Annotated in this window: 18 protein-coding genes and 1 pseudogene; 17 read left to right on the top strand and 2 right to left on the bottom strand. The window is 48.4% G+C overall.

The window, feature by feature from the left end; genetic code table 11:
* The first annotated feature begins 130 nt into the window (after nucleotides 1-130).
* The gene (locus AC3ITG_RS30795; protein WP_489254554.1) at nucleotides 131-1,072 is read left to right on the top strand and encodes a glycoside hydrolase family 113; all 942 of its coding nucleotides are present in this window, start codon (nucleotides 131-133) and stop codon (nucleotides 1,070-1,072) included.
* 110 nt (nucleotides 1,073-1,182) lie between these two features.
* Here the strand turns inward: AC3ITG_RS30795 and AC3ITG_RS30790 are convergent, their stop codons facing one another.
* Together AC3ITG_RS30790 and AC3ITG_RS30785 are read right to left on the bottom strand one after the other, a co-directional pair.
* On the bottom strand, nucleotides 1,183-1,761 hold the full coding sequence (locus tag AC3ITG_RS30790; protein WP_217504699.1) for an NAD(P)H-dependent oxidoreductase: 579 nt from the start codon (nucleotides 1,759-1,761) through the stop codon (nucleotides 1,183-1,185).
* 197 nt (nucleotides 1,762-1,958) lie between these two features.
* Complete coding sequence (locus tag AC3ITG_RS30785; protein ID WP_489252297.1) at nucleotides 1,959-2,555, bottom strand: TetR/AcrR family transcriptional regulator; 597 nt, start codon at nucleotides 2,553-2,555, stop codon at nucleotides 1,959-1,961.
* Between the two features lie 164 nt (nucleotides 2,556-2,719).
* Between AC3ITG_RS30785 and AC3ITG_RS30780 the strand changes: the two genes are divergently transcribed.
* The 16 genes and pseudogenes from AC3ITG_RS30780 to AC3ITG_RS30705 all read left to right on the top strand — a co-directional run.
* On the top strand, nucleotides 2,720-3,760 hold the full coding sequence (locus tag AC3ITG_RS30780) for a phosphotransferase family protein (protein WP_489252296.1): 1,041 nt from the start codon (nucleotides 2,720-2,722) through the stop codon (nucleotides 3,758-3,760).
* 18 nt (nucleotides 3,761-3,778) lie between these two features.
* Complete coding sequence (locus AC3ITG_RS30775) at nucleotides 3,779-4,777, top strand: glycosyltransferase (protein WP_489252295.1); 999 nt, start codon at nucleotides 3,779-3,781, stop codon at nucleotides 4,775-4,777.
* 53 nt (nucleotides 4,778-4,830) lie between these two features.
* On the top strand, nucleotides 4,831-5,115 hold the full coding sequence (locus tag AC3ITG_RS30770; RefSeq protein WP_489252294.1) for a YesK family protein: 285 nt from the start codon (nucleotides 4,831-4,833) through the stop codon (nucleotides 5,113-5,115).
* 112 nt (nucleotides 5,116-5,227) lie between these two features.
* Nucleotides 5,228-5,389 carry a hypothetical protein gene (locus AC3ITG_RS30765; RefSeq protein ID WP_379437295.1) on the top strand — a complete coding sequence of 54 codons (162 nt, stop codon included), beginning with the start codon at nucleotides 5,228-5,230 and terminating at the stop codon, nucleotides 5,387-5,389.
* Nucleotides 5,390-5,487: 98 nt separating this feature from the next.
* Nucleotides 5,488-7,422, top strand: coding sequence for a ribosomal protection-like ABC-F family protein (abc-f, locus tag AC3ITG_RS30760; protein WP_489252293.1), 1,935 nt, complete (start codon nucleotides 5,488-5,490; stop codon nucleotides 7,420-7,422).
* A gap of 399 nt (nucleotides 7,423-7,821) precedes the next feature.
* Nucleotides 7,822-8,256 carry a hypothetical protein gene (locus AC3ITG_RS30755; RefSeq protein WP_489252292.1) on the top strand — a complete coding sequence of 145 codons (435 nt, stop codon included), beginning with the start codon at nucleotides 7,822-7,824 and terminating at the stop codon, nucleotides 8,254-8,256.
* Nucleotides 8,256-8,531, top strand: a complete 276-nt coding sequence (locus AC3ITG_RS30750) for a hypothetical protein (protein WP_063567585.1) — start codon at nucleotides 8,256-8,258, stop codon at nucleotides 8,529-8,531. The genes AC3ITG_RS30755 and AC3ITG_RS30750 overlap by 1 nt, the downstream gene beginning before the upstream one ends.
* A gap of 37 nt (nucleotides 8,532-8,568) precedes the next feature.
* Entirely contained in the window at nucleotides 8,569-8,955 is a 387-nt protein-coding gene (locus AC3ITG_RS30745; protein WP_489252291.1) for a DUF350 domain-containing protein, read from the top strand.
* A 60-nt stretch (nucleotides 8,956-9,015) separates the two neighbouring features.
* The gene (locus AC3ITG_RS30740) at nucleotides 9,016-9,963 is read left to right on the top strand and encodes a nucleoside hydrolase (protein WP_413374104.1); all 948 of its coding nucleotides are present in this window, start codon (nucleotides 9,016-9,018) and stop codon (nucleotides 9,961-9,963) included.
* A 161-nt stretch (nucleotides 9,964-10,124) separates the two neighbouring features.
* Nucleotides 10,125-10,451, top strand: coding sequence for a PadR family transcriptional regulator (locus AC3ITG_RS30735; RefSeq protein ID WP_079695459.1), 327 nt, complete (start codon nucleotides 10,125-10,127; stop codon nucleotides 10,449-10,451).
* Nucleotides 10,452-10,457: 6 nt separating this feature from the next.
* Nucleotides 10,458-11,435 carry a permease prefix domain 1-containing protein gene (locus AC3ITG_RS30730; protein ID WP_489252290.1) on the top strand — a complete coding sequence of 326 codons (978 nt, stop codon included), beginning with the start codon at nucleotides 10,458-10,460 and terminating at the stop codon, nucleotides 11,433-11,435.
* A gap of 124 nt (nucleotides 11,436-11,559) precedes the next feature.
* A complete protein-coding gene (gene lspA / locus AC3ITG_RS30725) occupies nucleotides 11,560-12,051 on the top strand; it encodes a signal peptidase II (RefSeq protein ID WP_413374106.1) in 492 nt (163 codons plus the stop codon).
* Nucleotides 12,052-12,347: 296 nt separating this feature from the next.
* Entirely contained in the window at nucleotides 12,348-13,553 is a 1,206-nt protein-coding gene (locus AC3ITG_RS30720; protein ID WP_489254553.1) for an ABC transporter substrate-binding protein, read from the top strand.
* Nucleotides 13,554-13,578: 25 nt separating this feature from the next.
* Nucleotides 13,579-14,445, top strand: a complete 867-nt coding sequence (locus tag AC3ITG_RS30715) for a carbohydrate ABC transporter permease (protein ID WP_063567591.1) — start codon at nucleotides 13,579-13,581, stop codon at nucleotides 14,443-14,445.
* Complete coding sequence (locus tag AC3ITG_RS30710) at nucleotides 14,445-15,272, top strand: carbohydrate ABC transporter permease (RefSeq protein WP_053782648.1); 828 nt, start codon at nucleotides 14,445-14,447, stop codon at nucleotides 15,270-15,272. Before AC3ITG_RS30715 ends, AC3ITG_RS30710 begins: the two co-directional genes overlap by 1 nt.
* Nucleotides 15,272-15,388: pseudogene (locus AC3ITG_RS30705) on the top strand (carbohydrate ABC transporter permease); the annotation flags it as partial. The gene AC3ITG_RS30710 and the pseudogene AC3ITG_RS30705, both read left to right, overlap by 1 nt.
* Nucleotides 15,389-15,425: the final 37 nt, after the last annotated feature.

Below are 15,425 nucleotides of genomic sequence, written 5' to 3'. Positions count from 1 at the left end.
TCATAAGGGGATTCAGAAAAATCTGGGGATAACGGCGATCGGAAGATGGGACTGCAATCGTAGTGGGACGTGTATACATTCGGTCATTTATTTTATATTAAGTGAAAAGGGGCATTGCGGAACAATGCATATGGAATACATCAAGGGATTTACATTTGGCTGGATGAGTGGCAGGGGAGACTTCCGCAAGCCGGAAGCGAAAGAATCCTTGCGTCTGATGGCTGAACGCACTGGCAGTTCGTATGTTATTTTTGCACTGGCGGCACATCAGGATCATCCGCAGGCTGTAGAGGTCAAATATGAGGGTGAACATATGGTGGAAGACGATGAATTGGTGGATATGATCCGTTATGCCCGTACGCTCGGACTGCGGGTCATTCTGAAACCAACCGTCAATTGCACCGATGGCACATGGCGTGCACACATTAACTTCTTTGATATCGATGTGCCGTGTGAGCCGAAATGGAAAGACTGGTTCCACAGTTATACCGTGTATCAGAAGCATTATGCAGCCATTGCAGAGCGTGAGAAATGCGAGATGTTTATTGTGGGTTGTGAGATGGTGCAGTCTGAGCGTCGGAGCCAGGAATGGCGCGAGGTCATCACGGGAGTGCGTGAAGTGTATTCCGGGCTAGTATCCTACAACACCGACAAGTATCAGGAAGGGCATGTGAATTGGTGGGATGCCGTAGACGTCATCTCGTCGAGCGGATATTATCCCATTGGAGATTGGGAAGCGCAATTGGATCGTATTGAGCATGTCATTGCACCCTACGGCAAACCTTTTTTCTTCGCAGAAGCGGGTTGCCCTAGCCGCAGTGGATCGGCACAGGTGCCAAACGACTGGGGGTTAGAAGGAGCGGTCAGCGCGGAGGAGCAGGAGCAGTTCTATGAAACCATGTTCCGTCATGCCAGCAAGAGGGAGTGGGTACGCGGATTTGGTCTGTGGGACTGGAGCGCGCATCTGCATCAAGAGAAGGATGCCCTGGGTGATGATGGATACGGAGTTTACGGTAAACCAGCCGAGAAGGTCATTCGTCGTTTCTATGAAGGCATTGCAGTGGAGGCCTAGTCTGTCTTGGAGTTGAGTTATCCCATCCACTTGAATAGCGTTCATCTATGGACAAAGATACTGCTGTGCTTATGCACGCAGTATCTTTTTTTGGTTTAGTTTTAATTTTTTTACCCCAATTTCCGTCCAAGCTGCTCAATCTTCTCCAACCATTTCTTTCTCTGTTCCTCGGACTGTTTGCCCACTAGATCTACAGGTGTTATGCGCACAGGTTTGATGCCTGTCAGAGCAAAGGTGGAGATCTTCATCATTTTGTGTGCAGGTTCACCCTGGAACCATTTGTAGTACCAGTTCGGACCGTCCATGGTGGTGATCATGCGTGCGGTGCGACCTTTGAGCAGTTGATCCGGGAAAAGTTTACCTTTGTGATACTTGAAGGCATAGCCTGGCATGAAGATGCGGTCGATGAATCCTTTGAATAAAGCTGGTGGTCCTCCCCACCAAATCGGAAATACCCATACGAGATGCTCTGCCCATTTAATCGCCTCTTGGGCTTCCAGTAAGTCGGGTTCGAGTGGAAGTTTATTGCGGTATCCACCTTCTAAATTCATGTTAAATTCCAACTCGTTTAGGGTGATCATGCGAACCTCAGCACCTGCCTGCACAGCGCCTTTACGATAAGCTTCGGCGATTGCGCCATTGTAACTTGGGGAGACGGGGTTGCCTTGGATGATTAATATTTTCTTCATAGTGATGACACGTCCTGACTATTTTAGTTAATGAACGCTAACCTCATGTGCAAAAAGAAAAGGTCACGAATGACCTGGTAAACATTCAGGAATATCCTGAAGTCGGATGAAGCTGGTCTTGTGTATAGGCGCATACTTATTCCAATGATTATTGCCTGATCTGATCGGAACGAATTTGAGATGCAATCCGTCGGGTGTTATCCCAACTCAGTCGTTACCTGACCCAACATCAACGCAAGTCGGTGAACGGTTTCCCCGGTGTATGGAACAAGCAGCTCCGGCAGTTCACCTTGCATACTGGATACGGCCAGGCGCGTAATGGCACCAATGACCAGAACGGCTGTGAGCCGTGAATCCTGATCTGGCAGTTCACCTCGCATAATCCCCTGATCGATTAGATCAATCAACGCATCAAGCGGCTGACGGTAATCCTCACTGCTTCCAGCTTCAATGAAAATCTCGTGATTTTGTGAAATCAGCAGCAGTCCGTAGGGATCTTCATCATGCAGGTGGAGAACTTCGGTAATCAGTTGCCGGAAGCGTTCCAGCACCGGACCATCCTGGCGAACATACCCGTCAATTAATGCAGTATAGTCCGCGCAATATTGGGTGAAGGCCTCAAGGGCAACGGCATCTTTGTTTTTAAAATGTTTGTAGATCGCCGCATCCGTTACTCCGGCGGCGTCACCGATCTCTTTGACGGAAATGCCGTCAACGCCTTTGGTTGCAAACAAGCGCATCGCCGCTTGTAGGATGTCTTTCTTTTTGCTATCAACATGAGGTTTGTTCTTCATGATTGTATAGTAAGTGATTACTAACTAAATTGCAACTAACATTTCGAAATCTCTTATTTAACGCTAGGAAAAGTGCTTTCGCTCAAAGCTTGCAGGCTTATGAACGGCAACGTATGATGGATAGAAATAATAACGGATAGACGGGCAAAGGAGCTTGGACAGTAGTGGGGCTGCAAAGCAAACATCAGCGGCGCCAGCTCCAGACCTTGGGAACGAAATGGATGGTGAATGGCGTGAATGAAGACGTGCAGGCGCATCGCTGGGTGACTCCCGCAGGGACGTTGAATGAACAATATATAACAAGCAGGGAAAGGCTCTACAAAGGCATGAATGGTAAATATGTGGAGCGTTTCACTGTTCGTACTGGGGAAAGTTATATTTTCAAACCGCTGACCAATCCTGCACAATATGGGCGTGAGCAATGGATGTCGAGGCATGTGCTGTCTGTATTGCCGCCTATATATCCAGCGCTAATTGCTGCATCAGACCGTGAAATTAACGCGGAACAGAGCTGGATTATTTATGAGGATCTGGGCGAACTGGTGCATGATTCGCGGGAAGAGACGTTGCTGGCTGCTGCTGCACATATGGCGGAGTGGCACACGTTATCTGTTGCTGATTGGGGTGAGCTGCCCCGGGTGGGTCAGAAACCGCCAATTCGGGACATACTGGATGATCTGCTTGGGCAAAAGGAATCCACCGCTGATTTGTTGTCCAAGCTGGAGATCTCGCTGTCACCATCGGATTGGCACAACATCGCCGCGCTAATCCATGCGGCGGAGGAGGAGTTACCTCGTGTCTTGTGTCACGGAGATCTCCATCCCGGCAACATGGCGGATGTGAATGGCAGGCTGGTGATTATCGATTGGGAGCATGCGCATCTGAATACGGCTCTTTGGGACGTGTATCATCTGGTGGATTTATCGCATCCGCTGTTCCCGAGAACCGTTACGCCTGAGCTGCGGGAGCGGATTATTGATGTTTATCTGGACGGGCTGGAGCGCCATAGCGTTCAGGTTGACCGGGTTTCTTTTAAAAGGTGGTACAGTGCATATGCCATTGTATTCTCGCTCTGGATGCTGCGTCTGATTGATGGGGATCTGAGAAGTGCAGACTGTGTATGGCCGGAGGAACAGCTGCGGAACCAGTGGCACGAGACGGCAATGACGCTGAAACAGTGCATGAAGCAGTGTTGTAGGGAATAGAAATGAGGGGTGCAGAACATGCGTAAAGTAGGACTCGTAATGCGTAAAATTCAATTCACGGAGGCACAGGGCCCGCGTGTATTTGCGGATCGGTTGAAGCAGATTGGGCTGGAGCTGGGCGTGGAGATTGTGTTCATCTCGCCAGAGCGCCATGTCAGCGGGTATGACTGGTTGCCGGGTTATGAGCATGAGAAAGGCGACCTGGTGAACTATGATATCGTACTGGACCAGATATACAGCCAAAATATAGAGCATGTCATCTACACCGTATCCGGGTTTACGTTCTTGAAGATGTTTTTACCGAAGAGTGTGTTGTTCCCGCACAGTTTTCCCGACCCGGCGCTGACAGGGCATGAGATGATGAAGCCATTTTATACGATGGTGGATAAAGCGATTGTGCAGACGGAGTTCCTAAAAACAGAACTGGGCCGCAATTTCGGTGTACATGACGTGAACGTTATCCCGATTGGCTTCAACGAAGAGCTGGCGCATCGCCACTACGACCCGAGTCAGGTTGTGCATAATCGTGTGCTCTGGATCGGTCGGGATGAAGCGAATCGTCGCCCGGATCTGGTGCTGGAATACGCCCGGCAGAACCCGGACAAGGAAGTATACATGGTATTCGGCGGTCGCCGCTATGAGGAAAGCATGAAGAAATACAACATTCCGGACAACGTAAAATTGCAATTCGCGCTGACACAGGATGAAGTATTTACCCTGATGAACTCGTCCAAGGTGTATTGGAGCTGTTCGGCCTTTGATACGTTTGCAATGCCGCTGACCGAAGCCATGGCGATGGGCAAAATGGTTGTGAAGCCGGAGCATGCCTGCTATGGACACATCCGTTCCACGCATGCCTTTGCAGGCAATGAGGATAACTGGTTTGAACTGGTGAACATGGCTGTTGCCGCGCCGCGCAGTGTGTCGGAAGACAACCGTGAGTATGCCTTTGGTGCTTTTTCGCGCACGATCATGAAAGAGGGGTACCGGGAGTTCTTTGCCAACTGGTTGAAGTAATGAGAGGTCTGTAGCGAAGGCTCTAACCATTCAGCAAGAAGGAGGAGAACCTTATGGAAGTACTCATCCTGTGGACGCTTGGCATGTGGGCTGTGCAGCTGCTGATCGATTGGCTCATCTATCGGTTGCAGGGACGTCGAATGACCGGGGTTCAATATATACTGCCATGTGTGGCCTTGCTCGGCGGAGCCGTTGTGATCATGATTAGCATTGATATTGGCGGGTGGAACGGCATTGGTTATGCCTTGCTTGGTGTATCGCTAGGTACAGCGGGAATGTTGACACTAATTACGGTGGCGATCACGGATGTGGTGTTTCGGCGTCGGAGAAGGAATTAATCTGAGGGTTAAGCTGCTGTACAGTAAGAGTGAATTGGACGATAGGGCGGTTGCAGGAATGCATTCGTCTGTGATATATTGACATTAATTATGACAAGGGAGGTGAAGACAGGTGAATCACGAGATGCTTAACAACCGTATTAGCCAGCTGCCGATTGCTATGGCTGGCATTGTTCATACTTTTCCAACCAACGGGAGAAGTCTGTCCAATTTTGAATATACGGAAATTAACATTTGCGAGAAGATGCCTGCCTTGACCTCATTCGGACGATAAGCAATTTTGCTTGAATTCTGAAGGGCCGCGGAGCTAACCTCCTGCGGCTCTTTTTGTGTTGCGGTCAGGATCTTCCAATCCATAGGAGGAACCTTATTATGATGATTATTAGCGCACAACAACTGACCCAATACCACGGAGCACATCTGGTGCTGGACGGCATTACGTTTGAAATTATGGAAGGCGACAAGGTCGCCCTAATCGGCCGCAACGGAAGCGGTAAAACAACATTGATGCGTTTGATAGCACGACTGAATCAACCGGATGAAGGACAATTGATGATCAAGAAGGATACACGTATCGGTTACGTGGCTCAGGTGCCGGAAGGAATGGACGATTACACAGTGCTGGATGTGCTGAGTCTTGGATTCAGGGAGCTTATGGCGTGCCGGAGTCAAATGAAGGATATGGAGCAGCAGATGTCCGATCCGGACTGTGCAGCCGATCTGAACCAATTGGAGCGACTATTGAAGCGGTACGCGGCATTGCAAGACCAGTTCGAGCGCGAGGGTGGATATGAGATGGATGCCCGGATCGATCAGGTGGCAGACGGTCTGGATATTGCGAAGGAGCATTACGGATGGCGTTTTGGTTCGTTGTCTGGTGGTGAACAGACCCGGGTTGTACTGGCTTCACAGCTGATTGTAAGGCCTGATCTGTTATTGCTGGATGAGCCCACCAACCATCTTGATCTGGAGCGGGTGGAATGGCTGGAAGGATTTTTGCGTGAGTACACAGGTACGATTATCCTGATCTCACATGATCGCTACTTTTTGGACCGTGTAGCATCCCGGACGTTAGAGCTGGAGGATGGAGAAGCAGAAACGTCCGCTGGCGGTTATACGGAATATATGAAAGTAAAGGAACTACGACTGCTGCAGCAATTCGAGGAGTTCAAGGAGCAGCAGAAGGTGATCAAAAAAATGAAAGAAACGATACGAAAACTAGAAGAATGGGGTCGAATCGGGGACAATGAAAAGTTCTTCAAACGAGCAGCCTCTATGCGTAGAGCAATCGAACGGATGGAACAGGTGAAACGCCCGGTACTGGAGCGGCGTAACGCCGACTTCGATGTACGCCCTACAGACCGTACGGGAAAAAGGGTGGCTGTGATAGAACAAGTCGAAAAGGCTTATGGAGAACGTCTGATTCTGCGAGGTGTATCAGGATTACTCGAATATGGCGACAAAATTGCCCTTATTGGACGTAATGGTTCAGGCAAAACAACGTTGTTCAAGCTGCTGCTGGGAGAGGAACAGCCAAGTGCAGGCAACCTGGAGTGGGGTGCACGTGTAGATGTGGGCTATCTGGCCCAGCAGGAGGAGCCTTCCAATCCGAGGCTGAATGTGCTGGAGTACTTCCGTCTGGAAGCGGGCGTGGAAGAAGGAGAAGCACGCGGCATTTTGGCCCGATATCTATTCTATGGAGCAGATGTATTTCGCTCGGTAGGACAGTTATCCGGTGGGGAATGGACACGGCTTCGGCTGGCTCTGCTGGTTCAGCGCAAGCCGAATGTGCTTCTGCTGGATGAACCGACCAACCATCTGGATATCGCTTCAAGGGAAGCACTCGAAGAGTCGCTTGTTGATTTCGAAGGCACGGTGCTTGCAATCTCACATGACCGCTACTTCGTCAATCGACTCGCTTCCCGCGTGTGGGAACTGGAGGATGGGCGGATGACCGCTTATCTGGGAGACTATGAAGCCTATCGCGAGAAGAAGCTTGATCTGCAAGCCCGCGCAGCCGCGGCAAATCAGCATATAGCAGTTGTTGCCACTCCATCACGTGGGAGTTCAAAACCGAAACAGGAGACGAAGTCCGGTAGAGCGCCTGATACAACGGTCACTTCCAAAAAGCTGTCCGCAGAACAATTCGAGCAAAGACTGGCCCGTCTTGAAGGGCAAATCCAGGAGATGGATCGTCAGCTTGAATCCTTGCAGGATAATCCAAACGAGCTGGAGCAAATATGGAACGAACGTGAGCAATTGTCTGGTGAATACAATGATATGTTGGCCCAGTGGGCAGAGCTGTGAGACAGGTCAGATTATGGAGCTGATCTTGAAATAGATCTTGAAATAGATAAAGAAGGAAAGAAGGCCGGAGAAAGTTCTCTGGCCTTTTTGATTTTCAAAGTTAGCATTATGACACGATGAGATCTGAGGTAATTGGCTGTTAAAGTTGCGTAGCGCTCGCAGGTACAAGATCTAGAAGAATAGATTCGTTTCGATCTATATCTTGCTGATTGAAAAACGCTCTTGGGATTTATGCAAAATGCTTTTTTACATGTCATCGGGAATAGTGTAACTTTTTTCCTTCTCATGCGTTAAATACGTTTGTGTGTATTGAAACGGCTCCTCTTAGAGCTCACAGAAAGGCAGGTTATCGTTATTTATTATTCATTGACTTATCGGAACTGGTCGGATGACCGGCAGGTGGAAACGGGCGTACTGGAGCAGGTATCGGTTACTCGCGATGAGCTTTTCATGCGCAAGCTGGTCGATGCTACCCTGATGAAAAATAAGCTCTGGGCGCATCTATCCAATGAATGCGAGGATCGTCGGGAGCATGCAGTTTACGTGACCGAGTATGACAATCAAAAACCTGCGGAATACGGTACAGAGATTGCGGACGCTGCACTGGCAATGTGTAAAATGTCCTCCATGTACAGTGCGGAATATATGCTGTGGAATGGGAGTGCGTTTCAGGAATTGGACCTGGCAGAATCCTCCTCGTACACGATGGAGCTTGCCGAGCAACTGCTGGACCATTACATGGTCCGTGGCGGTACGACCTATGAATTTGTGTATTCCGTGTTGGATGCGGATCGCAAGAAAGTGTTGTTTTTTATGAAGGAGGTAGATTTGTAATGGACGAAAATCCCAAACCCAAACCTGGATCACGCGCCAAGCTGGTTGCCTTCTCGCTAATGCTTGCGGTTCCGGCCGTATTATCCGGTTGTAGCAGCAATAGCGACGAGTGTGACCCGGAATACGATACCGGATGTGAGTATGACTCCAGCAGTGGGCACTATTATTACGGTGGCGGATCGTCCTATCGGAGCAACAAGGATAGCAGCTCCTACAGCAAATCCAGTTCAAAATCGAGCGGCTTTGGCAGCTTCTTCCGCAGTTCGGGAGGTTAGAACCTGATGAGGCATATATACCAGCTGCCGTTCAGTCATGAAGAAGTATTCAGGGGCGAGTGTAGGCATTTTGCTGGTAGTATTGGTATGTGGGTATTTCGCTTTTAGCCAATTGACCCGGTATAACGATAGCGAGGAAATCGCGAAAGGTAACGAGGCGGCAGGCATGTATATGGGCAGCAAATTGCTGGGCCTGTGTATCATTGTGGGCATGGTGTCCTTCTCCACGCATTCGTGGCTGGATATGCTGCTCTGGTCGGCGCTGGGAATCATTATTTTGTGTCTGGTCTATATTATATTTGACTTCCTTACCCCAAAGATGCGGGTATGTGACGAGATCGCCCGAGGAAACATGGCGGTAGCACAGCTGCTGCGTTCCATTATCATCGGCGTTTCCATCGTCATTGGTACGTTTTTGATGTAAAATAAACCCTAGTGTTTATTTGGAATGAATATCAATTCAACGAAGAAGGAGCGCGGCATCATGAGAAAAGTCATCATCGATACAGATACAGCAGGAGACGATACGATTGCGATCCTGACGGCACTGCACCATTTCCAGGTGGAGGGCATTACGATTACAGGCGGGAATGTACAGTTTGACCAGGAGGTTGAAAATGCCCTGTACACGGTACAGGTTGCAGGACATGGCGGCAAGGTGCCTGTGTACAAAGGGTGCGAACGCCCATTGATGGCCTATGGTAAGGCCCAACACCGCACGGTGGAAGACGTACATGGCGATGACGGCATGGGCGGAGCCCATTTCCCGAAGGCAGACCAGCGTCCAGAGGCAGGGCATGCAGTTGATTTTATTATTGAAAAGGTACACGCACAGCCGGGCGAGATCTCGCTTCTGGCCATTGCACCCCTGACCAACATTGCGATGGCAATCCAGAAGGACCCAACCATTATTCCGGAGATTGCTCACCTCTACATCATGGGTGGAACAAATAATGCACTGGGTAATATCACACCAGCCGCGGAGTATAACTTCTATGTAGATCCGGAAGCAGCCAAAATTGTATTGCACGCGGGCATTCCGATCACCATGGTTGGCTGGGAGATGTGTACTCAATATTCTGTTATGGATGATGATGATCACGCTGAAATTGCAGCACTGGGTACATCTGGTGCGGATTTCTTCACCGCCATCAACAAAGTAGTTATGCAGTTTAACAAATCGGTACATAAACTGAATGGCACCACTCATCCGGATACGTTGCTGATGGCTGTTGCCGCAGATGAGTCGCTCATGACCAAATCCGGTCAGTATTATGTGGATGTAGAAGCAGCAGGAGAGTTAACGCGCGGATATAGCGTTGTGGATATCAACGGACGTTTCGGTAAAGAGCCGAATGTACGCGTCTGCGAGGCCATTGACCGTCCGAAATTCAAATCTATGCTGCTGGATCTGCTCTCTGCTATTCAATAAAATTGTGGTTTTAACTCCAATAAAAGTATTTATCATCCGTGCCTATTCCAGGTACGGATTTTTTTTGCCCATTTTATGTCTAACTACTTCACCTGTCGTAGTAAGTTATGATATACTTCAACTACTACGACAGATGAAGTAACGGAGGAGGATTACCTTTTGTGATCAGCAGTGATGTTATACGCGGCTACAACGATACGCTAATTCTCTATATGCTGCTGGAAGGGGAGTCGTACGGGTACGAGATTTCCAAAAACATCAGGCAGCTGACAGATGAGAAGTATGTGATGAAAGAGACGACACTATATTCTGCCTTCACCCGATTGGAGAAGAACGGGTACATTGAATCATTCTACCGGGATGAGAGTCTTGGGAAGCGGCGTACGTATTACCGGATCACGCCGCTGGGCCTCGATTATTACAAGGAAAAATGCGAGGAATGGAAGGTTACGCAGGAGGTTGTGAATCTATTTATCAGGGAGTGGTGACAGAGCATGGAGACGATTATGGTGTATCTGGAAAACATGTTTGCTGGTCTGCCGAAGACCTCCGAGGTGGAGCGTTTGAAACAGGAGCTTCTCTCGGGGATGGAAGATAAATACTTGGAACTGAAGCGAGAGGGCAAATCGGAGAATGAGGCAATTGGTATTGTGATTTCGGAATTTGGCAATATCGAGGAGTTAACAGCTGAGCTCGGTATTCAACCAGATGAGGTCGGAGAAGCAGCACCTGTGCTAACGGAGGAAGAGGCTTACGATTATGCTGCTGTCAAACGCAGCGTGGGTCTGTGGACAGGACTTGGCGTTTTTCTCTGCGCATCCGGGGTGGCTTTCCTGATATTCCTTGATACATTTTTTGAAAACAACAATATCAAGTCCATGACAGGATCGATAGAAACGGGCAGCCTGCTGGGACTAATCGGGATGTTTGTACTGATCGCCATTGCAGTCGGCATGTTTATTCACAGCGGGATGAAGCTCGATCGCTTCAAGTATATGGAGAAGGGCTTTCAGTTGCCTTATGCGCTCAAGATGTCACTTCAACGCAATCAGGCCCATTTCTCGCTGACGTACCGCGTTTCGATCATTACAGGCGTCGGTCTGTGCGTGCTGTCACCCGTTTTTATTTTTGCGGGTGCATATATTAACGATGTCTACGCATCTTACGGTGTCTCTCTCTTTATGTTAATGGCAGCGGTGGGCGTGTTCCTGTTCATTTATTACGGCAATATCCAGGGGGCTTATACGAAATTACTGGAGGAGCCTCATTTTACTGCTGATATGAAGGAGAAGGAAAGAATTGTAGGAGCGGTGGGGGCTATCGTATGGCCTCTGGCAACGGCGCTGTTTCTATTCACGGGCTTTGTATACCAGCGATGGGACGTTAACTGGGCCATATTTCCGATTACAGGTGTGCTGTTCGGCATGTTCAGCAATACCTATCATATATTAAAGCGGAAAAATCCCTCCTGATGGTTTGTAATGCGCGTGGTCTACCCAGTTGGTGACAACGCTTCGGGTGTGTTAAAGTGAAGGGAATGTTACAGCGGAGACCCTTTAGTTTAACTTTTGAGCGTCCGGCAGGAGGAGTGGCACAATGTTATTTTATTTTGTAGCACTGCTGGTTACCTTGGTTGATCAGGGAACCAAGATGGCGGTGAGGATGTATATGGAAGTTGGCGACACGATGAGGCTTGGCGACTCGGGAATGCAATTGCAGCATTATGAGAACAGTGGAATGGCAGGCAGCCTGTTTCAAGGGAATGCGCGTCTGTTCGGTGTGGTCGCCATTCTATTCGTGGCAGGCATGATGTATTATCGGAGAAAAGGTGAAATTCGCGGTTTCTGGATGCAGGCGGGTGCCGGCTTCATGGTCGGTGGTGCCTTGGGTAATGCAATTGACCGTTTTATCTACGCACGCGTAACGGATTTTCTCGTATTTCCGTCGGGACGTGGCATTCTTAATTTGGCGGATGTTGCGATAAATGTTGGTGTGGTTATGCTGGTTATCGGCATGCTGATCCGTGCATTTCAGAGTTACCGGGCCAAGCGTTTACGTAATGCTTTGCCGAAAATAGAGCGTTCATAATAAGTTAACAACAGCTTTGATATAAGCAGTCGTAATTGAATACATGAGGGACATTGGACATTTTCCGATGTCCTTTTTTGTTATGCCGATGACCGGACTCGCGCTCAGTGGGACTGATTCAATTTTACCGAAACCGTTTTAGGAATAATAGGACACATTATAGTCAACGCTCTAAGTATAAAACAGTGGAAGGATTAACCACATGGTTACTTCACTAATTTAATGGGTAAATCTTTACGTATATAAGCTGAGGGAGGTACAACATGAGAACATCGCTTACCAAGGCACTCGGGTTAATGCTGCTTTGTGGAATAACGGCTGTAATTCTGTCTTCCTGCACCAGCGGGAATAATGCCAACGGCAAAGTGCAGGTTGAATTTTTTCAGAACAAACCCGAAGCCAAAGGAACCTTTGACGAATTAATCAAAACATTCAATGCCGAACACTCCGATATTCAGGTCACTCAGGTGAATCCACCTGACGCGGAGACGGTGCTGAAGACACGTGTGGTGAAGAACGATGTGCCAGACATTATGGCAATGGGGGCAACCGATACCTATTCCATTCTTGCACAGAGTGATATTTTCGCCGATCTGACAGACAGTCCACTATTAAAAACGATCGATCCCAACTACATAAAGATGCTGAAGGATGTCACGGGCATGGATGAAGTGACAGGTGTTCCTTACGCTACAAATGCAAACGGCATCATGTACAACAAAACGTTGTTTAAAGAAATGGGTCTGGACGTACCCAAGACCTGGGACGAGCTGATTGCTACAGCCAAAAAAATTAAGGATGCGGGTAAAATTCCGTTTTACTTCACATACAAGGATGACTGGCAGACGAATCTGCCGTTCAATGCACTCGGACCTAACTTGGTTGGTATTGATTTCTACCTGGAGCGTCGCGAGAACAAGGTGACCTTCAAGGAGAAATACCGTGAGGTTGCGGAGAAGCAGTTGGAGCTGATGAATTACGGTCACGGCGACAACTTCGGTAAAGCGTATTCGGATGGTAACCGTGCCTTTGCCAATGGCGAAGCTTATATGTACATCCAGGGTACCTGGGCGATCTCCGAGATTCGCAAAGCCAACCCGAATGTGGAGATTGGTTTCTTCCCATTCCCGACAGGCAATGATCCGAGCCAGATTAAGCTGGTGAACGGAATCGATTCCCTGTTTACCATTGCAGCAGATACACCGAACAAGGAGCAGGCCGAGCAGTTCATCGCGTTTCTGCTAGAGCCTGAAAATATAGGCAAGTACATTGAGGAACAGACGTTGTTCTCTGCGGTGGAAGGTGTAAAACAAGATGATCCTGCTGTACAGGAACTGACACCTTACATTGAGCAGGGCAAGGTTATCGACTTCGCCGATCACTATATTCCGGCTGCGGTGCAGCTGAATTCCATCGTACAGTCCTTTTTGCAGAACAAGAACATCGACAACTATCTGGATACACTCGACAAAGAATGGGACAAGGTAGCGAATCGGCGATAACGCCTTGTCCGAAGGAGGATGGAGTATGAACAAGCGCATCGCGCCCTATTACTGGATGACGGTTCCGGCGGTAATATTGTTCTTCGTATTTATGACGCTGCCGGCCCTTCAGGGGATCTATTATTCTTTTACGAACTACAACGGATTTGGTAAAGGTTATGACTTTGTTGGATTCAAAAACTATTTCAATCTGTTTCAAGATGACAATGTAGGCAACGCCTACTGGTTTACCTTCAAGTTTGCGATCGTTGTAACGATCCTTACGAATATTCTAAGCCTGCTCATTGCACTCGGGCTGAATGCCAAGATCAAGTTCCGTAACTTTTTCCGTGGCATCTACTTCTTGCCGAATATCCTGAGTGTATTGATTGTAGGTTACATATTTAACTACCTGTTCTCCAACGTATTCCCGATCTGGGGACAAAACCTGGGCATCAACGCCCTATCCACCAACATTCTGGGCAGCGAAAGTCTGGCATGGATTGGGATCGTAATTGTAGCGGTGTGGCAATCAGTCGCGTTGAATACGATTCTGTATTTGGCGGGATTGCAAACCATCCCTACGACATTGTATGAAGCATCAAATCTGGACGGCGCTGGAAAATGGCGTGAATTCTGGAGCATTACGTTTCCGCTTATTGCCCCGTTCTTCACAATTAATATGGTGCTGGCGATGAAAAACTCACTGATGGTCTTTGACCAGATCGTGGCCTTGACGAATGGTGGACCGGGACGGGCAACACAGTCCATCTCCCATCTGATCTACACGGGTGGATTTGAAGGCGGCGAATATGCATATCAATCTGCGAACTCGGTTATCTATTTCATCGTTATTGCGGTGATTTCGATTCTGCAAATCCGGTTCCTGCAAAGAAGGGAGACGGATCTGTAATGAGAAGCCGTTTACGTACCAACTGGCCCGTTATGTTGTTAATTATTCTGGGTACCTTGTTCATTCTGTTCCCTTTATATATGACGGTTACAATCGCATTGAAGAATCCGGAGCAAATGGCCCAATCGGTATTTGCCATTCCGACAACGCTCCACTGGGAGAACTTTGCAAGTGCAATAGACATGACAAACTTCTTCCAATCGTTCCGTAACAGTGCCATTGTTACTGCGTCAACAGTCATTCTGACCTTGCTCAGTAACTCTATGGTTGCTTACGCGATTGCCCGGAATATGGAGAAACGGAAGTTTTTCAAAGGGCTGTATTATTACTTCGTCAGCGCGATGTTCATTCCGTTTCCAATCATTATGCTGCCGATTGTTAAGCTGACTGCATCACTGGAAATGACCAATCTTCTGGGTCTTATCCTGCTGCATACGGTGTACGGTCTCGCCTTTAACGTATTTGTATATGTAGGTTACATTCGGTCCATTCCGGTAGCGCTGGAGGAAGCAGCCTTCGTAGATGGTGCGACAACTTGGGGCACGTTCTGGAAAATCATTTTCCCGTTGATGGCGCCGATCAGTGCTACGGTTGGTATTCTAACTTGTCTGTCTACCTATAATGACTTTCTGCTGCCACTCATTATTATTAGTGATCCGGCACAATACACGCTTCCCCTGGTACAATATGTGTTCCAGGGTCAATTCAATACCGACTTCAACCTGGCGTTTGCATCGTACCTTCTGGCGTTGCTGCCGATGATCATCATTTACCTGTTTGCACAGAAATGGATTATCAACGGTGTAACGCAAGGTTCAGTGAAATAAATTGGGGAGTGATTGGTGCGACACTGATGATTAGCATCCTGCCGATCCTGATCGCTTTCCTCGTCTTGAGCAACCGAATTGTGGAAGGTATTGCTGCCGGATCGGTAAAAGGATAGACCTGAGCACCACACATGAGTTATTGGCTAATTTAAA

Source organism: Paenibacillus sp. GL_099_B (assembly GCF_057835695.1).
This window is presented reverse-complemented; position numbering and strand designations above follow the sequence as displayed.